Source organism: Leptospira neocaledonica, assembly GCF_002812205.1.
Lineage (GTDB): Bacteria > Spirochaetota > Leptospiria > Leptospirales > Leptospiraceae > Leptospira_B > Leptospira_B neocaledonica.
Genome location: NZ_NPEA01000004.1, coordinates 264,606 through 282,151 on the forward strand (window position 1 = coordinate 264,606; position 17,546 = coordinate 282,151).

Sequence of the window (17,546 nt, forward strand, 5' to 3'; positions counted from 1 at the left end):
GTCAGCCCAAGACCTCGTATACTTCGCTGGACTTGGATTTTCCCTTCACTTTTACTTTGCCTAATTTTTTGAAGGAATACTTTCTGCGATTCTTCAACTTGCGGTATGTGCTTTCGCTAAGTAGAAGGTTCGCATGAAACTCCTTGGTCAATCCTTCGATACGAGAAGCGAGATTGACTGCGTCCGAGATCACTGTCCCATCCATTCTTTCTTCTTCTCCAATCGTTCCGAGCATCAATGTTCCCGTATGAAGTCCGATACCGATTTGGATCGGTTCATAATGTCGATCCGCCCTGGATTGATTTAGGCTTTCCAATTCTCTGAGCATCTCCATTGCAGCATCCAGAGCTTGGTCGGGCAGACTAGGAAAGAGTGCCATGATCCCATCACCCAGATATTTATCTATGAAACCGCCGTGTTTACGGATAATCGGTCCCATTTTTCTCATATAAGAATTCAAGAAGTCGAAATTATCCTTAGGAGTCATCTTTTCGGAAAGTTGTGTAAAGGATCTGATATCCGAAAAGAGAATAGTCATTTCTCTTTGGACCTGATCTCCTAAGCCGATCTCTGTGATATCGCTCTTGTTCAAAAATTTCAGAAATGCCAAAGGAACGAATCTACTATAGGCCTTGTTCACTTCCAGTAAGTTGTCAGACAGACGTTCTATATATAAGAACGCCTGGGAAAACCGGAAGGAGAGAAGATAAGACTGCACGAATATAAAAACGAATAATCCCAACGGTAGATAATATCCGGTATTGACAACCGCCTGCGAATACAAACTATCATTAATAGCTGCAGCAGTTAGCGCGATCACTCCTCCAATTGCCATTAGAGAACCTTCTGCCCCACTTCTTACCAAACGAACTAATACGAAGAAGATCCACAATATTACAAAAATTAAACATACTTGGAATGGGATCAAAGTGTGAGTGTAAATGCTTGCAGGCGTAACCACCACCATTGCGGATACGACCAGGTTAAATCCTATAAAAACCTTTTTTAACTTAGCGGAGAATGAATGCGGATACAATGCATCAAGATAATAGATGAAAAAAGGAACGGCCAAGTAGAAGGAAATGTATTCTAGTTTATTAAAAAACTCCCAAGGCAAATAAGGGAATTTTTGGATCAGGAATCTTTCTCCTGTTACAAAGATCCTGAGACAGATGCTAGCGCAGAATGCTCCGAAAAATAATCCGGTCATGTCCCTTCTTCTTAAAGAATACAGACCAAAATGATATAATGCCATTATGATAATACTTCCGAACAAGAACATCTCGCTAAAGGCACTATTGTCCCGGAAGTTCAGAAGATCGGCTTCCGTTCCCAGCCTAAGAGATTCCCAAAGACCTCCCTTATAATGATTAAAATTCGAGATCTCTGCTTGGATTAGGATTTCTTTATTTGGTTGTCCAATTGCAACATACAGCGGAAGATACTGAGGACGAGATGAGTTTTCGTCAGGACCCACTACTCCATTTCCCATGATCTTCTTTCCATCTACATAGATAGAAGCTGCGGTCCCTGCCCCCTGGAAGTGCATCATTAGTCTTCCTTGATTTTGGCCCGGAATAATTTTTAAAGTATAAGTCCCATATCCGAAAGCCATCAAAGGATTCATCCCATCCAGTTTGGGGATTTGGTTCCAGTTGCCCGGAACATTAACTATATGAGTTTGAGCATCTTTTAAGCCCAGGTCCGGTCGAGAAACCCCAAGTTTCATCCACTGGAATTTCCACTCTCCGTCTAGTTTTACGATTCCATCTTCTGCGAAGTTCCAATCTCTCAGATCCAAAACTCCGTTTTCTGCAAGTGGAGAAATTTTAGCGGAATTTTTACTACGACAAGAGAATAACGTTAGGACCAAAAATAATACGAGCGGAATAACTTTAAAAGATTTCATAAAACTTTAATTCAAAATTGGACGACGGAATGTCCTTGTTTCCTAGGATCGAAATATGAATTTCCCGGCCCTTCTACGGAAAGCGGGAGCAATACTAATAAATTTCCGTAATCAATTAAATCAGAAATTAGGAAATTCCGCGGGATTTTTGAAAAAATTTTCCAAACAAGAACCTATAACTCTCGTTCGATGAAAATCTTATAGAGGCCTCCCGGACGAATATCCGGGAGTTTTGTATGTTAGAATTTCTGTAAGAAGGTTTCCAAGATATTGCGGAATTCTTCCGGTTGGTCCAATTGCAACCAATGTCCCGCATTTGTAACCACAGTATGAGGAAATCCTAAATGTAGCCTATGCAATGCAAATTGGTCGTCATTTTCGGGAGTGACTATCGCAAGCTTTGGCCCAACGTATCTTTTTAAAGAATGGTTTGGATCATAATCCAATAATTCGGAAGTAATCTTGATCACGGTATCTTTCGGGGCTCTGGTCAATTCACCCATTAATCTTTCTTTTATTTCGGGTTTAGAATTCGCCAGTAATTGTTCCCAATATGCTTCTGTAGTTTGCACATACGCGTCTGAATATAATGTATTCTTGATTTGATTGCGAACTGCTTCAGGTAATTTTTTCGGATCACCGTTAGAATCTACAAGAACTAGTCCTGCTACTCTACTTGGATTTTCTCCTGCGTATTGTAATGCTACACTTCCTCCCATACTATGCCCAACGAGCACGAATCTTTGTAGTCCCAAAAGATTTACTACTGTGGCCAGATCCTGTGCCATAGAAGAAATCCTATAATCTCCATCTTTAGGGAATTCGGAATCTCCGTGACCTCTGAGTTCTATCCGGACAACTCTTCTATTCGGGATGAGCTTCTCTTTGATCTCTTCCCAATGAGAAACATTCCCACCGAAAGAATGGATAAATACCACAGGCATTCCACCGAATCCCTCGTCTTTATAGGAAATTTTGCCGGTAGGACCGTGGACTGAGGTTTTGATAATTTCACCCTTACAAAGAACGATGCCAAAAACGGAGGTTGCTAAAGTAATCATAAAAACAAGTATGCCAGAATATACATGACAAGTTCTGTCATATTTAGAGATTTATACTAAATTTATGAGAGCTGATAGGCTTCTAAATATTCTACTGCATCTACAGGCCAAAGGAAGGACCACCGCTAAGGAACTTTCCAAAAAATTAGAAATTTCCGAACGCACAGTGCATAGAGATATGGAAGCTCTTTCTTCGGCTGGTATTCCAATCTATGCGGAAAGAGGGGTCGGCGGAGGTTGGACTTTAAGCGAGGGTTATAGGACAAACCTTACAGGTTTTAAAAAAGAGGAAGTAATCTCCTTATTATTAGTACATTCTTCTCGGGTATTGGAGGACCTAGGCAAGAAAAAGGATTTCGATTCTGCATTCGTCAAACTCATGGCTTCTCTTCCACCCGCTTATAGAAAGGATGCAGAAACCGCTAGACAAAGAATTCATATAGACGGCCTAGGTTGGGGGCGTGCGATCAGAGAACTTCCACTTCTTCCCATACTACAAGACGCAGTTTGGGAAGAAAAAAAAGTAAAGATCATTTACGAGAAAGATGGTGGAAAACCCGAGCCAAGAATCATAGAACCTTACGGACTCGTAGCCAAGGACACGATCTGGTACGTAGTTGCCAAACGTGGAAAAGAAATGAGAGTCTATCGGATCTCCCGAATCAAAGAAGCCACAATAACTACGGAAAGATTCGAAAGACCTAAAAAATTCGATCTAGGAAAATATTGGGAAGAATGGATCAAAGAATTTAAATCTAGAGTCCCCAAATATCTGATCAAAGTTAAGGTTACGGATGCCACCGCAGAACATATCAAAAGTATTCCTTATATGAAATGCCTAAGCCATAAACCTATGGCAAAAGGTTTTGCCGAAATGGTAATCGATATGGAAACCAAAGAATGGGCGTTAGGAAGTATGTTGCAATACTGTGATTCCGTTTTTGTTCTGGAGCCTTTGGAATTGCAGGATGCAATTCGACATAAGGCTAAAGAAATCCTGAAAATTTACGAATAAAAACTTCTTCCTGATCGAATTTTTAGAAAGTCAGAAGAAGATTGATTTTCCCGCAAATCCTGGGTAATTTTTTGAACAGAATTTTTCATGACTTCTTCTCTTAAAAACTATTGGATCCGAAACCAGAACTTTCTGGAAAACCAGGAAGATGCGATACTAATCTCCGATCATAAAGGAAAACTTTTGGATTCGAATTCTCAAGCAAAAGAGCTTGGGCTTGTTCCTGAAAAAAACGATCTAAAACATTCTTCTTGGTATTCAGAACTTTCAACGGTGGATTCCAAAAAACATTCTCATCTTACCTTACATCTATCTTCAGGTAAAAAAAGATTCATATGCAGGACGATTCCCATCCTAGTAGATGATAAAGAACCGGCAAATGCATTCTATTTCAGAGACATCACGGAAAGATCTTTTTTGGAAGCAAAGGCTAAAAGATATGAGACTCTTTTTAGAAGAAGAGAGAACCGGATTAAAGAATTAGAGATCCGTGATAAACTTACAGGTCTTTTCAATCGAGAATATACCGTCGAATCCTTCCAAGCAGAACTTTATAGAGCAGAAAGAAGTGGCACCAGCATCGGCGTGGTTCATTTAGATATAGATGGGCTAAAAGAGATCAACGAAACTTTCGGGAATAGCGGAGGAGACCTTCTTCTGAAAGAAATGGGAAGAATACTTTTGGAAAATTCCAGAAGGAGCGATATCGCATCTCGGATCGGAGGCGAAAAATTCTTACTTCTTCTTCCTGGAGCACAAAAGAATATAGTTTTGGAAAGAGCGGAGAAAATCAAAAGATTATTTTCGGAATCCAGTTCCAGCGGTTCTTGGGGAAAGGTGAAAATCAAAGTATCCTTAGGAGTTGCAATGTATCCGGAAGATGGTTCCACATACGATGTTCTTCTACAAAAAGTCCAAACAGGAAATTAAATGAGCCACGTAGAAAAGTTCGAAGGGGAAAGGGCAAAGGTTTACAACAGAAGGATAGGCAAAATGATCCCATTTTACTCAGGGATTATGGAATTGGTAGCAATCTATCTTTTAGAAAATACCCCTGAAAAAGGAAAGATCTTATCGGTAGGTTGTGGAACCGGAGCAGACTTTGCTAAATTATTGGAAGTTTCTCCGGATCGGTTTTCGATAACCGGTCTGGATCCTTCTCCCGAAATGATAGAGCAGGCTCAGAAAAAATTCCCCCAACTTAAATTTATCTGCGGAACAGTGGGAGAACTTCCACTCGTAGAAGAATACGATTCCGCTACTCTATTATTCGTTTTACATTTTCTTCCGGATTCCGGAGACAAACTTTCTCTGTTAAAAGAGATATGCGGTAGATTGAAAAAAGGTGGAAGTTTGGTCTTATTCGATCTATTCGATCCCGAGCCAAAAGAATCTAAGACCTTATTCCAAAATATAAAATCGTACTTAATCAATTTCCAAGGCTGGGAAGAAGAAGCAGTCGAAATCTATCTCAAAAGGGTGTTTGAACTGCATCGTATTGAAAGCCCCAGATACGGTGAACTTTTTTTAGAAGCAGGATTTTCTCGAAGTTCTCAAAAATTCAAATCTTTGCATGTAGGGGGATGGATCGTCTCAAAATAAGAAACTTCTGATTTAACTTCTTTTGCTAGGCTTAAAGGCAGATGTAATATTTTTAGAAGCTAACTTCTTCTCATAAAATTCTTTGGAAGCGGCATAGATCGTTTTTTCGAAGGTAGCATATACCGTCCCTTCTTCATCCTCGTATTTTGCGGGAAGGTCGAAAACAATTTCACCTTTTTCTAATATATCTCGTTTTGTCTTTTCGATCAACTCTTCTGTGATCAAAAATCGGATCTTTACTTTGCCTAGGATTGGTCGAACAAATTTCACTTTTGCTGCTTTGTCCCAGACCACGTAATCCGGCCCGAGTATCCACATCATCATTAACATATAGTATGGATCTACGGAACTATAGATACTTCCTCCGTAAATTGTCCCTACTCGATTCAATGTGCGAAGATTTTTTTTTAAACTTACATGAAGCTCTCTTAGATCCGAAGAGATGAATTGTATTTTCCCTCCTGTGCACCATAAACAAGGCCAATGGTTTAAACGAAAACGCAGCCACCAAGAACTAAGAGATTCTTTTTTATCGCTAGAGTATAATTTCATAATGGATTCTTTGCTGCCAGATTGAAAGTAGCATTCTTCTCGGCAAGGCGATTTCTCCTGTTGCTCATTCCCGAAACCTTCCCTTATATTCCGATTATATTAAGATAACAAATCTAGAACGTAAAAATTCTTTAGAAAACGATCGTTATGTTAACTTTTTAAAAATATTGGAAAGGACGTTGACAGGGATTTAGTTTCGAGTATTTCTTTTTCTACTCCGGATATCCGGGCCAAGCATTAAACTTTTATAATGCAGAAAAATAGATCATTTGAATGGTGAAAAAATGAAAAGTTCCAAGACACTTCCTTCTCGGATCGTCGCAGTCGCATATCTTTGCGCTCTGTCCCTGATCGGAGCCGGATGCAAAGATTCCTCCTCAAACTACGATTCTTTGTTATTTTTAGTCCAGGCTAACGGCAAATCCGGAGGCTCTCTCCCAGCAGACATAAATTATAAGGCAGAATACCTGACTCCTGCACCTTTGGACCAACCAAGCGGGATTCCTTTCGAGGGTGGAGGTACTAAGGGTAAAAACGGAAGAAGTCCTATCCCTGTGTATGCTCCAAAACTGCAAATCGATCCGCAAGCATGGATGAGTAGCGGATACCAGTCCAGATCCAATACCCAGCTCAGAAACATTTGTATCCCAGGAACTCACGATTCCGGAACCTATGGAATCCAGGGAATTGACGAGAATATTTCCCAAACCCAGGAATACACAGTGGGGGAACAATTATCTCTGGGGTATCGTTACTTCGATCTTCGGATCAAAAAGATAGACGGACAATTTAAGATCCATCACGGTTCTAGTGTTTCTGTTTCCGCTCAGGAAGTATTCCAGCATATCTCCAGTTTCGTGAATAATCGTAAGAAAGAAATCGTATTCGTTCACATCCAGAATGTGGATAGTATGAGCGACGCAGAACATTATGAACTAAAAGACCAACTGGTTCTTCCTTATTTAGGTTCCAGAATGGCGCCTCGCAATTTAGGAAATTCTGTTAGTTTCTCCCAACTTTGGGACCTAGACAAGAACGTAATCCTGATCTGGGGTGGCGGAAACTATGCAGACTTATCCCAGCTATATTGGAACCAAGGCCAGACAATGAAGAGCGACTGGCAGAATACAGGAAGCGAATCCGATCTAGTGAATGCGCTTAGAGCACGCATCAAGGACAATAGAGAAGGTAAATTTTACGTAGCTCAAATGATCCTAACCCCAAATGCGGCTCAGATCATCTTTCCACCTTACTGGGGAAGTATCGAAGATCTTACCAATGATAAATTGGATCATGCAAGTTTTGTTTATGACTTGGATAGAGAAGCCAAAAAATCAGGACAACGTATTAACATTGCAATGGTAGACTTTGCGGGTCCTCGTTTCTCTCAATATGCATTCGAAGCATGTATGGATGTGAACGATCTAGAACCGAGATACTTCACTTTAAAAAGTAAACAGTCCAATCTATGTTTAGACGTAAGTAATAGCAGCACCGAGAATAATGCTCGCGTCCAAGTTTGGAATTGTAATAACACCAACGCTCAAAAATGGTTCTATGAACATTCTACAAGTTATCTTAGAAGCAAACTGAATACAGATAAGTGTTTGGATAACGGGGCGGAAAATTGGAACGGAGGAAAGATAGTCCTCTGGGATTGTAAAGATATGAATAATATGAGATTCGATTTTTACGACGATTCAATGAGAGTTAGACAAAACGAATCTATCGCCGTGGATGCTAACGGTTCTACCAGCGGTTCTTTAGTCAGCCAATGGACCTGGCATGGAGGAAACAACCAACGTTGGGAGAAAAATTATGAATCTCCGTATTTTGCTCTGGTTAACCAAGCTTCTAACCTTTGTTTAGATGTAAGCAATAGCAGCACTGCAAACGGAGCAAGGATACAAGTTTATAATTGTAACGGAACGGATGCTCAAAAATGGTATTACGACTCAAGCAACAGTTTCCTCAGAAGCAAACTAAATCCATATAAATGTATGGATAACGGCGGAGAAACCCGTAACGGAGGAAAGATTGCTCTCTGGGATTGTAAAGACATGAACAATATGAGATTCGATTTTGTAGGAGACAGTATCCGAAATCGTATCAACTCATTGTATGCCGTAGACGCAAACGGAACTTCCAGCGGATCATTAGTGAGCCAATGGGAATTCAAAAATACCAGTAACCAACTCTGGAAAAAATCATATTAAACTAAGAAGGGAGGGAATCTATTTGATTCCCTCGTAATTGTACATCCAATCCTGTCCTTTCTTAGCGAAACTAGGTAAGGCCAGGGTTAGGATCCTATCTCTAATCCAACAAGCGATAGGGCCCAATTTTTTCTTTCTGTTCCCATTCCTTCTGGATTCTTCTATAATCCTTTCTACTCTCGGTCGTCTGATCGTTTCAAAATTTCTAAACGCCTCCTGAACTGAATCGGATCTTTCTAAAAGTGAAAATAAAGTATGAGAATCTTCCAAGGCCATAGAAGCTCCTTGGCCGGTATGAGGACTCATTACGTGAGCCGCATCTCCCACTAATAGAACCTTATCATTTCCCCATTCAGGTAGACTCCTAAGGTCATGAACGCTTCCTTTCAGGATAGTGGAAGAGGCCCGGATTATCTTTTCGATAGGGTCATGCCATCCTTTATGTATTTCTAATATTTTATCTTTCCAAGCTCCATCATCCAAAGAATTCATTTCTTCCCTGGTATATTCCTTATCTCTCGGAATATTGCTCCACCACATCCATGAAGTATCCTCGGTATTTCCACAGGCCGCGAAACCGAAAAAACCTTCTGGTCCAAAAGTAAAATGGATCGGTCCTCTTTTGGAATATTTTTCGGGGATCACCTCGGCGGGAACGAATCCACCTGCATTTAAGATCCCCGTATATTCAGGTTTTGGAAAATTAGGAAAAAGAAAACTACGGACTTTTGAATGGTTCCCGTCGGCTCCGATCAGAAAATCCCCTTCTACAAAACTTCCATCCTCGAATTTTGCGATCACTCCTCCATCTAAAGGAAATTCCGCATGAGAGAATTTTTTTCCGTACTCGGTGGGAATTCCCTCCTTCTCCGCAGCTTCCAATAGTAATAGATGAAATCTTGCACGAGAAACTACGATTGCAGATTCTCCGAATTGAGAAACTGAACCGTTCGGGATCATTGCAAGAACCCTTCCTGTATGATTCCTGAAAATCATCTCATCGGAAAATGTCCCGATCTTCGACACTTCTGAAGTCAGACCCAATTCTCTTATCACCTTCATCCCGTTAGGTGCAATCTGGAGAGCTCCTCCTATGTCCTCTGCAGGGCGAGAATAGGATTCCATCAGACGGACTCCATACCCTGCCCTTTTTAGAAATAATGCAAGAGAAGGCCCTGAAATTCCGGAACCTACGATTATAAAATTGGGCCTCTCCCGTTTCATATTATCCTCCGAATGCGGCCTTGATCACTGTGAACGCAGATACCAAGGAATAAGCAGTCACTGCAAAAGAAACGGAAAGGGAGATCATAGCGACCCCGAGCCCTATCGGAGATCCCCAAGAATACCAAGGGTAATCCGGAATTTCGTTCTTGCTATTTTCTGGCATATTTGTTCTCCTTAAATCGAATTAACTCGATGATTAATTATCTTGATTATCGAGATATTTGACGGTCAAAATAATTGCAAGACAAAAAAATCCCAAAAACGAAGCCCGAATTGATGGAATCCATTATGACCGATTCCAAAAACCTGAGCACCGTATCCATTTTATTCCACCAAACCATCGCGGATCGGCTTGGTCTCCATATCACAGATCACAAATGTGTGGACTTTCTATTTACACAGGGACCTCAAACTGCGGGAGAAATCGCTAAAACAATGGGGCTCAGCACCGGTGCCGTAACTTCTCTCATAGATCGTTTGGAGAAGAAGGGACTTGTAGAACGTAAGAATGATCCTAGCGATAGAAGAAAGGTGAGAATCTTCCTGACCGAGGATATGGCTGCTATGCAAAAAATCGGAAGCCTATTTGAAAGTTTGGCCAAATCAGTTTGGGAACAACTTTCAGCTTATACTGCCGAAGAACTAAAGGTCATTTTGGATTTTACCCGCAAATCGATCAGGATCATGGAAGAAGAAAGAGAAAAACTTCTGCAGAACCGACCGAACGTATAATTCTTAGAAGGATTCTATTAATCTATTCGTATTTTTTTAAGCTTGCTCAACTAACCGATCTTGTAGAACAATTCTGCGAAAACTTTTAGAGCTAGGAATTTCCGACAATTTCGGAATTTTTTAGGGGAGGAAAGGATGAAAGCATTAGTCACAGGAGCCAGTGAAGGGATCGGAAGAGAGTTTGCAAAACAACTTGCGGCAAAAGGTTATAAGATCACCGCAGTTGCAAGAAACGAAGTCAGACTCAAACAACTGATAGATGAACTTGGAAAAGGCCATACAATCATCGTCGCCGACTTATCCGATCCGAAATCAACCGCAAAGATCCAAAAAGAATTGGAAGAGAATCATTACGATTTATTAATAAACAATGCAGGGTTCGGCGTTTATGGACCTTTTCACAAGGCAGATCTACCTAGATTACAAGCGATGACTCGTCTTAATATAGATTCGCTTGTTTCTTTGTCTTACTCTTTCCTAAAAAATTCCCAGTCAGGAGATTCTTTGATGAATATATCTTCTACCCTGGGCCTTGTTCCTATGCCCTCTTCCGGTGTGTATTCTGCAACTAAAGCATTTGTAACTTCTTTCAGCGAGTCCTTATGGTATGAGCAGAAAAAAAGAGGGGTCTACGTTATGGGTCTTTGCCCCGGAGTGACTGTTTCTAACTTTTTCGAAAGAGCAGGAGGAGATCCGAAAGATTTTCCTAAGGCGATCGCTCAATCCGCAGAAACTTTAGTAGAATATGCTCTGGCGGCTTTGAAAAAGAGAAGTTCTCCTACGGTCGTGTCCGGACTTCCGAACAAGGTTTTAGTAAAAGTTTCTAAGCTGATCGGTAGAAAGGCAACCGTTAGGCTAATGGGAAAAATGAGGTAATATATAGATGGCGTCCCCTTTTTTTGGAGAATTTTTAGGCACGTTTGTGCTCATACTTTTAGGAGACGGAGTAGTCGCCGGAGTTCTATTAGAAAAATCTAAAGCAAAAGATTCCGGCTGGATCGTGATCACTGCGGCCTGGGCATTTGCCGTAATTCTGGGTGTTTTTACTGCAAAAGCGTTCGGAAGTGCTGACGCACATTTAAACCCCGCAGTTACTGTGGCGTTTGCAGTACAATCGGGAGAATATTCTAAAATTCCGATATACCTGCCTGCACAGTTTTTGGGAGCTTTTTTAGGAGCAGTGGCTGTGTATCTGCATTATCTTCCTCACTGGAAAGAAACCAAGGATTCCGGAAAAATTTTAGCAGTATTCTCAACGGAACCTGCAATATCCAATCCGCCTTCTAACTTTTTTAGCGAGTTTTTGGGGACATTCATTCTGATCTTAGGGATACATTCTATCTTCTCCGCTCAAATCGCGGATGTAACCACACCTATGGGAGTTTTTTTCGTAGGTATTCTAGTTTGGGTGATCGGACTCTCTATGGGAGGAACCACAGGTTATGCAATCAATCCTGCCAGAGATTTAGGTCCTAGGTTAGCGCATTATATTCTTCCTATCCCGAACAAAGGAAACTCTGGATGGAAATATGCATGGCTTCCGATTCTTGCTCCTTTGATTGGAGGAGCAATTGCAGGAATATTTTTGAAAACTATATTATAATTCTCGAAAGCATAATAGGATCGCATCAATCGTATGAAATCATTCCATATCAAACAAATATTCTCAATATTCTTTTTAATGTATATATCTTGCGGAGGAGAGCAGATCCGAAACAAGCCAATTGAAGGAAATCTGGATCTACAAGGCCATCGAGGAGCCAGGGGATTAAAACCTGAAAACACCTGGCCAGCATTCGAAGAGGCTCTTTCCCAAGGAATGACCACGATCGAATTAGACACTGTTCTGACCAAAGATCAAAAAATCATAATACACCATGATTCTGAATCCAATCCTACACTATGCACAAAAAAAGACGGATCTGAGATCATATCCAAATCCATATACCAGTTAACTCTTGCAGAATTAAAAGAACTAGATTGTGGAACCAAAAAAAATCCCAAATTCCCCGAACAGATTTCCGTTCCAGGAACCGAACTTTTGACCATCCAAGAATTTTTTGAAAAAATACAAACCTGGGAAAGAACAGGAAAAAGAAAAGTTATCCCTAAATTTAATATAGAGACAAAATTTCCGAATGATGCGGAGTCCAAAGTTTCAAATGAAATTTTAGAAACACATGTAAATCTTTTGATCAAGGCGATCGAAACTGCTAAAGTTACGGATCGGACTACGATCCAATCTTTTTATCTTCCTGCAATCTCATTGGTGAAGAAAAAAAATCCGAAAATCCAAACTTCTGCGTTATTCTCTCTCACTTATCCTCAAGGAGCCGCAATGAAATTCGGGCTCGGTGGTTCCAGAAGAGAACTTGTTTTAAATCAAACAAAAGAACTAAAAGCGGATATTATTTCTCCTTATTTCTTATACGTAACTGACGAATTCGTTTCTAAGGCTCATTCTTTAGGAATTAAAGTGATTCCATGGACTGTAAATGATACGGAAGAAATGGAAAGATTAATTAGAACGGGTGTGGACGGAATTATTACCGATTATCCGGATCGATTGAATTCAGTTCTAAAAAAACATTAGACACGCTTTTCGTTCTGCTTATCCTAACGGGAAGTGAAACGGTCTCTTTTACTTCTTTCGGCTTTTTGTTTTTGTTTCTCTTTAGAAGCAGCGCCAATCCAAGACGGAGTATTACAAATCTCCTCTCAAGATCTTGCAGAACATTCCGAACTGATTCCATTAAGCGGAAACTGGCAATTCTTGTACGGAGAATTTGTTCCTCCTGAAAAAAGCCAGACAGTTAACTGGGACTTCTTATCTGTTCCACATTCTTGGCAGGATACAAAAAAAGGAGATCAAGTACTTCCACGAGAAGGAGCGGCAAGCTTTCGTTTATCTATCGTTTTTTCGGAAGAAGATCTGAAAAAAGAAATCGGGTTATTGATGCCCGACTTTGCCTCCGCTTATAAATTATACTATAATGGAAGATTAGTATACTCATCAGGTGTACCGAGTCTCATCACCTCTTCTGAAATTCCTAAGATCAAATCCGTATATCTTCCCTTAAGAGTAGAAAAGACGAATACGGAAATTTTGATCCAAGGTTCTAACTGGATCAATAATTTCGGCGGCTTTTGGCAGGTTCCAAAATTAGGAACCTTAGAAGCAATTTATAGAGAAAAGTTAATCACTCAATCCAGAGAATCTTTTTTGTTCGGTGGACTTCTTCTTATCGGGCTTTATCATACCGGTCTTTTTCTTTTTAGAAGAAAAGAAAAATCTGCATTCTATTTTGCATTATTTACGTTTTTATTAACTTTAAGAGTGGCATTGATCGGTAATCGTCTAGTTCTGGAAATTTTTCCCGACTTTCCATGGGAGTCCGTTTTTAGATTAGAATTTTTCTCTTTTTATACCGCAGTCCCTATCTTTTTGATGTTCCACCGTTCCTTATTTCCCGAAGATACATTCTCTTGGGTGCCTCCGGTTGCTTGGGTTTTAGCTATCGTTTACAATATCACTCTATTATTTCCGATCGGATTTTTTACAAAGATCGTGGGTCCTTTTCAAATCGTAACCGGTATCGGACTACTTTATGTTCTGTTTACTGTATGTTTGGGAGTATGGAGAAAAAGAGAAGACTCGCTCTTATTCCTCACGGGATTTTTCGCATTCGGAATTACAGTAGGAATCGATCTACTTTGGGATAAATTAAATCTAAGAGGAATCAATCTTTCTCCGTATGGACTTCTTGTATTCACCCTCTCCCAATCATTGGTACTTTCCCGAAGGATAGCAAGGGCATTCAGAAAATCTGAAATACTTAGTGAAAATCTCAGGATCACGAATAGTGCATTAAACATTCTAAAAGATAATTTAGAAATTCTAGTTCGAGAAAAAACTTCCGAATTAAACCATTCCCTAGAAAGGATCAGAAAAGATTTACTTGTAGCCCAAAGAATACAAAAGAAACTTTTTCCGGAAAATGTAGAATCTTATAAAGAACTGAAATACGCAGTAAAATATCTTCCGAGAGACGAAGTTGGCGGAGACTTTTATGATATTTTCGAGGTTTCTCCAGGAGTGTATCGGATCTTTCTCGCAGATGCAACAGGACATGGTGTCCAAGCTGCGTTAGTCACAATGGCAATCAAAGCAGAATACGAAGGGATTAAATTTGGAGCAAAAGATCCGGGATTCTGCCTGGATCTTTTAGATGATAAATTCCAAAGAAAATTCTCCTCCTTAGGAACCATCTTCTCTTCCATCATCGTGGATATTTATGCCAGAGAAAACAGATTAGTATATGCATCCGCAGGACATCCGGATCAGATTCTGGTACATTCTTCCAATCTTATGAATTTAAGAAGAACAGGTGCCATCATAGGTTTGAAAAATAAAAAAAGTTACGAGAACCAAGAAATGGATTTTTCCAACGGAGATAGGATGTTCCTTTTTTCGGACGGCGTATTCGAACAATTCAATTCCAAAAGAGAAGCATGGGGAGAATCCCGACTCAGAAATCGGATCTCTGAACTTTCAGAAGAACCCATCGAAAATATTCCAGACATGGTGATGAAAGATTTGGATCTATGGCTCGGATATTCCCAACCTCAAGATGATATCAGCTTGATTGCAATCGAAAGAGTCTAACGACTATATCAACTTTTCGTAACACCAAGCGGTTTCGTCGGAAGCCCATTTCCCGAAGGAATCAATACGGCCATATCCATGTTTTTCATAAAAACGTAATGCTTCCGGTTGGGGAGCACCTGCCCTCAATCGTATAGATTTAAATCCGTTTTCTTTGGCAAATAATTCCAATCCGTTGACGAGTTCGGAAGCAAGCCCGGTTCCTCTGAATTCAGGATCCACATACATTACATCCAATTCCGCAATCGAATCGTTCCAAGGAGTGATTGCAATACTTCCGATCGGGCGATTATCAATTTCTGCCACCCAAAATGCATATTTAGGACCTTTAAAATATTCACCCTTCATCGGATTAGGTGCTTCGAAACCGTATCTCGTCTGTATTTCTTTCCACAATGCATCCATCATTAAGATTGCCGAATTTGTTTCCGGGTCGTGGAGTTTGATCTGTATTTTGGGATTCATTTTATTTCCAATTCCATATCTCTGTTTCGGATTCTGATTTACGAAATATTTTTACTATAGGCTCATAGTTATCGTTTCGAATTCGAAAGGATTATTTCTAGTCTACAAGACCTGAAAATAAAAAATATGACAGTCCAAAAAAAGTCCGCACTTCAATTTTTACTTTTTACGTTACTCATCGATTTTATCGGATTCGGGATCATCATTCCTGTGGTTCCGAATCTTCTAAAAGATATGTTGCAAGGTGACTTGAGTACAGCTGCGGTTTATGGAGGACTTCTATCCTTCACTTATGCGATCACTCAATTTTTCTGCGCACCTATTATTGGAGGTTTAAGTGATAGATTCGGAAGAAGACCGGTCTTATTAGCCTCCTTGTTTGGATTGGGCATAGACTACGCATTCTTAGCATTGGCTCCGAACGTATTTTGGTTATTTATAGGAAGAATTATCGCCGGAATCACAGGAGCAAGTTACGGAGTCGCAGGAGCGATCATTGCGGATATAAGTCCTCCTGAAAAAAGATCTCAAAATTTAGGACTAGTCGGAATGGCATTCGGAATGGGATTTATTATCGGTCCGATCATCGGAGGTTTGTTTTCCGAATTCGGTCCAAGAGCTCCATTCTGGGTGGCTTCTTCTCTTTCTCTTTTGAATTGGGTGTATGGATATTTCGTTTTACCCGAAACTCTTTTGGAAGAAAACAGAAGAAAATTCAACTGGGTTATGGCAAATCCGTTCGGTTCAATCGTGGGACTTGTTCGTTATCCTGGTCCTTTAAGCGGTTTAGTACTTTCTTTATTTCTAATATTTGTAGCTAACCATTGTATGGAGACCAGTTGGTCCTATTTTACGATGAACAAATTCAAATGGACCGCTACAAAAATAGGATTCTCTTTGGCGGTAGTAGGCGCCTCACTCGCTATAGTGCAAGGAGGGCTTCTCAGGATTATCATTCCTAAATTAGGGCAAAAAAATTCCGCTTATCTTGGTATTTTTGCGAGAGTTGTCATGAGTGCATTATTCGCATTTGCTTGGGAAGAATGGATGTTATACGCGCTACTCGTTCCATTCGCCTTTTGTTTTATTGCAACTCCGGCAATCCAAGGTTATATCTCCAATCACGTTTCTCCCACTCAACAAGGGGAGTTCCAAGGAATTATGGGCAGTATGATGAGCCTAAGTTCTATTTTAGGCCCGCTACTCATGAGTTTTGTTTTTTCTTATTTTACAAGAGAAGGTAAGGAACCTTATTTTCCGGGAGCTCCATTTATAGTGAGCTCCCTTCTAGCGATCCTGAGCTTATTGATCGCAATCATTTCTTTTAGAAAGGAAAAACTTAGAGTGGGAGAAAAAGTTGGAGAGTGATCTATTCTTCGTCTTCTTCTAAGCCCAAATAAAATAAGGCCCAAAGAGTATCGAATAAGATTTGCATTAACAACGCGAACCTTTCTTCCCTATCTTCTACAGTTTTGAAATCTTCGATCAAGAAGGTAACGAAAGGTTCCAAGATCCTTCTCTCTTCTAAATCGGGGATCGAATTCAAACTTTTGATGGAAAATTCTTTTTCAACAGGAACATTATGAAAATTTAAACGACTGTTCAGAACAAGAACTGCTATTTCCAGAAGTTCTCCGTCAGACATTGTTTTTACGCCTGCGTCGTTTAATCCGGAAAGTAATCCAGAAATCGCCTCGTCGGTGATCTCCTCACTTTTTTCCTCATCCTCGTCGCTATAAGCCTCTGAAATTGCGATAAGAACCGCAGTGGCTTGGTCCCAAAAAGAAGACAATACCTCGTCTAAACGAGCCTCATCCTCTTCGGTTAATTCCCTTTTGAATCCCGAGTCTAGATCATCATAAAAAGGTTCAGGATCATCAGTCTCGCATGATGCGGAAACGAATGTACGAACAGTAATCCAGAACGGGGATTTTTGGTGGCCGATGCGAAGAATTTCCTCTGCAAATCTGGCGACTGTGGCCCTCCAACTGGAAGGGGAATAGGAAGGAATCTCCATATTCAAATATTCCCTTTACTCTCCAAACTCGTCGACACTATAAATCTTTTCGTATTATTTTTTAAGGAGAATTTTCGGTTGCTC

The 17,546-nt window shown here is 40.3% G+C and carries 17 protein-coding genes; 10 read left to right on the plus strand and 7 right to left on the minus strand.

Annotation, left to right across the window (positions count from 1 at the left end):
• Window position 1 precedes the first annotated feature (1 nt).
• Together CH365_RS08320 and CH365_RS08325 are read right to left on the minus strand one after the other, a co-directional pair.
• Window positions 2-1,909, minus strand: a complete 1,908-nt coding sequence (locus CH365_RS08320; RefSeq protein WP_100768116.1) for an adenylate/guanylate cyclase domain-containing protein — start codon at window positions 1,907-1,909, stop codon at window positions 2-4.
• A gap of 239 nt (window positions 1,910-2,148) precedes the next feature.
• The gene (locus CH365_RS08325) at window positions 2,149-2,970 is read right to left on the minus strand and encodes an alpha/beta fold hydrolase (RefSeq protein WP_100768117.1); all 822 of its coding nucleotides are present in this window, start codon (window positions 2,968-2,970) and stop codon (window positions 2,149-2,151) included.
• Window positions 2,971-3,034: 64 nt separating this feature from the next.
• Between CH365_RS08325 and CH365_RS08330 the strand changes: the two genes are divergently transcribed.
• From CH365_RS08330 to CH365_RS08340, 3 genes are all read left to right on the plus strand, one after another.
• Window positions 3,035-3,985 (plus strand): helix-turn-helix transcriptional regulator, encoded by a 951-nt coding sequence (locus CH365_RS08330; protein WP_100768118.1) that lies wholly within the window; start codon window positions 3,035-3,037, stop codon window positions 3,983-3,985.
• Between the two features lie 87 nt (window positions 3,986-4,072).
• Window positions 4,073-4,915, plus strand: coding sequence for a GGDEF domain-containing protein (locus CH365_RS08335; RefSeq protein ID WP_100768119.1), 843 nt, complete (start codon window positions 4,073-4,075; stop codon window positions 4,913-4,915).
• Window positions 4,916-5,587, plus strand: a complete 672-nt coding sequence (locus CH365_RS08340; protein WP_100768120.1) for a class I SAM-dependent methyltransferase — start codon at window positions 4,916-4,918, stop codon at window positions 5,585-5,587.
• A 12-nt stretch (window positions 5,588-5,599) separates the two neighbouring features.
• Here the strand turns inward: CH365_RS08340 and CH365_RS08345 are convergent, their stop codons facing one another.
• On the minus strand, window positions 5,600-6,139 hold the full coding sequence (locus CH365_RS08345; protein WP_100768121.1) for a DUF4442 domain-containing protein: 540 nt from the start codon (window positions 6,137-6,139) through the stop codon (window positions 5,600-5,602).
• Window positions 6,140-6,423: 284 nt separating this feature from the next.
• Here CH365_RS08345 and CH365_RS08350 point away from each other — a divergent pair, with 284 nt between their 5' ends.
• Complete coding sequence (locus CH365_RS08350; protein WP_208861179.1) at window positions 6,424-8,355, plus strand: ricin-type beta-trefoil lectin domain protein; 1,932 nt, start codon at window positions 6,424-6,426, stop codon at window positions 8,353-8,355.
• Window positions 8,356-8,373: 18 nt separating this feature from the next.
• On the opposite strand, the gene CH365_RS08355 is transcribed toward CH365_RS08350, so the two are convergent.
• Together CH365_RS08355 and CH365_RS19975 are read right to left on the minus strand one after the other, a co-directional pair.
• Window positions 8,374-9,579 carry an FAD-dependent oxidoreductase gene (locus CH365_RS08355; protein ID WP_100768123.1) on the minus strand — a complete coding sequence of 402 codons (1,206 nt, stop codon included), beginning with the start codon at window positions 9,577-9,579 and terminating at the stop codon, window positions 8,374-8,376.
• Between the two features lies 1 nt (window position 9,580).
• The gene (locus tag CH365_RS19975; RefSeq protein ID WP_165782584.1) at window positions 9,581-9,745 is read right to left on the minus strand and encodes a hypothetical protein; all 165 of its coding nucleotides are present in this window, start codon (window positions 9,743-9,745) and stop codon (window positions 9,581-9,583) included.
• A gap of 125 nt (window positions 9,746-9,870) precedes the next feature.
• Between CH365_RS19975 and CH365_RS08360 the strand changes: the two genes are divergently transcribed.
• The 5 genes from CH365_RS08360 (at window position 9,871) to CH365_RS08380 (ending at window position 14,980) form a co-directional block, all read left to right on the plus strand.
• Window positions 9,871-10,314 carry a MarR family winged helix-turn-helix transcriptional regulator gene (locus CH365_RS08360; protein WP_244283050.1) on the plus strand — a complete coding sequence of 148 codons (444 nt, stop codon included), beginning with the start codon at window positions 9,871-9,873 and terminating at the stop codon, window positions 10,312-10,314.
• Between the two features lie 135 nt (window positions 10,315-10,449).
• A complete protein-coding gene (locus tag CH365_RS08365; RefSeq protein WP_100768125.1) occupies window positions 10,450-11,190 on the plus strand; it encodes an SDR family NAD(P)-dependent oxidoreductase in 741 nt (246 codons plus the stop codon).
• A 7-nt stretch (window positions 11,191-11,197) separates the two neighbouring features.
• Window positions 11,198-11,917 (plus strand): MIP/aquaporin family protein, encoded by a 720-nt coding sequence (locus CH365_RS08370; protein ID WP_100768126.1) that lies wholly within the window; start codon window positions 11,198-11,200, stop codon window positions 11,915-11,917.
• A gap of 33 nt (window positions 11,918-11,950) precedes the next feature.
• On the plus strand, window positions 11,951-12,907 hold the full coding sequence (locus CH365_RS08375; RefSeq protein ID WP_100768127.1) for a glycerophosphodiester phosphodiesterase: 957 nt from the start codon (window positions 11,951-11,953) through the stop codon (window positions 12,905-12,907).
• A 33-nt stretch (window positions 12,908-12,940) separates the two neighbouring features.
• Window positions 12,941-14,980 carry a PP2C family protein-serine/threonine phosphatase gene (locus CH365_RS08380; RefSeq protein ID WP_100768128.1) on the plus strand — a complete coding sequence of 680 codons (2,040 nt, stop codon included), beginning with the start codon at window positions 12,941-12,943 and terminating at the stop codon, window positions 14,978-14,980.
• A gap of 3 nt (window positions 14,981-14,983) precedes the next feature.
• Here the strand turns inward: CH365_RS08380 and CH365_RS08385 are convergent, their stop codons facing one another.
• Window positions 14,984-15,445 (minus strand): GNAT family N-acetyltransferase, encoded by a 462-nt coding sequence (locus tag CH365_RS08385; protein WP_100768129.1) that lies wholly within the window; start codon window positions 15,443-15,445, stop codon window positions 14,984-14,986.
• Window positions 15,446-15,571: 126 nt separating this feature from the next.
• Here CH365_RS08385 and CH365_RS08390 point away from each other — a divergent pair, with 126 nt between their 5' ends.
• Window positions 15,572-16,813, plus strand: coding sequence for a TCR/Tet family MFS transporter (locus tag CH365_RS08390; RefSeq protein WP_100768130.1), 1,242 nt, complete (start codon window positions 15,572-15,574; stop codon window positions 16,811-16,813).
• Window position 16,814: 1 nt separating this feature from the next.
• On the opposite strand, the gene CH365_RS08395 is transcribed toward CH365_RS08390, so the two are convergent.
• Complete coding sequence (locus CH365_RS08395; protein ID WP_100768131.1) at window positions 16,815-17,462, minus strand: hypothetical protein; 648 nt, start codon at window positions 17,460-17,462, stop codon at window positions 16,815-16,817.
• Window positions 17,463-17,546: the final 84 nt, after the last annotated feature.

Bases quoted from the DNA above. Each gene is read 5' to 3' on its own strand.
- CH365_RS08385 (WP_100768129.1), bottom strand. From the start codon at position 15,445: ATGAATCCCAAAATACAGATCAAACTCCACGACCCGGAAACAAATTCG.
- CH365_RS08345 (WP_100768121.1), bottom strand. From the start codon at position 6,139: ATGAAATTATACTCTAGCGATAAAAAAGAATCTCTTAGTTCTTGGTGG.
- CH365_RS08390 (WP_100768130.1), top strand. From the start codon at position 15,572: ATGACAGTCCAAAAAAAGTCCGCACTTCAATTTTTACTTTTTACGTTA.
- CH365_RS08370 (WP_100768126.1), top strand. From the start codon at position 11,198: ATGGCGTCCCCTTTTTTTGGAGAATTTTTAGGCACGTTTGTGCTCATA.
- CH365_RS08365 (WP_100768125.1), top strand. From the start codon at position 10,450: ATGAAAGCATTAGTCACAGGAGCCAGTGAAGGGATCGGAAGAGAGTTT.
- CH365_RS08335 (WP_100768119.1), top strand. From the start codon at position 4,073: ATGACTTCTTCTCTTAAAAACTATTGGATCCGAAACCAGAACTTTCTG.
- CH365_RS08330 (WP_100768118.1), top strand. From the start codon at position 3,035: ATGAGAGCTGATAGGCTTCTAAATATTCTACTGCATCTACAGGCCAAA.
- CH365_RS08375 (WP_100768127.1), top strand. From the start codon at position 11,951: ATGAAATCATTCCATATCAAACAAATATTCTCAATATTCTTTTTAATG.
- CH365_RS08355 (WP_100768123.1), bottom strand. From the start codon at position 9,579: ATGAAACGGGAGAGGCCCAATTTTATAATCGTAGGTTCCGGAATTTCA.
- CH365_RS08320 (WP_100768116.1), bottom strand. From the start codon at position 1,909: ATGAAATCTTTTAAAGTTATTCCGCTCGTATTATTTTTGGTCCTAACG.
- CH365_RS08350 (WP_208861179.1), top strand. From the start codon at position 6,424: ATGAAAAGTTCCAAGACACTTCCTTCTCGGATCGTCGCAGTCGCATAT.
- CH365_RS19975 (WP_165782584.1), bottom strand. From the start codon at position 9,745: ATGCCAGAAAATAGCAAGAACGAAATTCCGGATTACCCTTGGTATTCT.
- CH365_RS08395 (WP_100768131.1), bottom strand. From the start codon at position 17,462: ATGGAGATTCCTTCCTATTCCCCTTCCAGTTGGAGGGCCACAGTCGCC.
- CH365_RS08360 (WP_244283050.1), top strand. From the start codon at position 9,871: ATGACCGATTCCAAAAACCTGAGCACCGTATCCATTTTATTCCACCAA.
- CH365_RS08340 (WP_100768120.1), top strand. From the start codon at position 4,916: ATGAGCCACGTAGAAAAGTTCGAAGGGGAAAGGGCAAAGGTTTACAAC.
- CH365_RS08325 (WP_100768117.1), bottom strand. From the start codon at position 2,970: ATGATTACTTTAGCAACCTCCGTTTTTGGCATCGTTCTTTGTAAGGGT.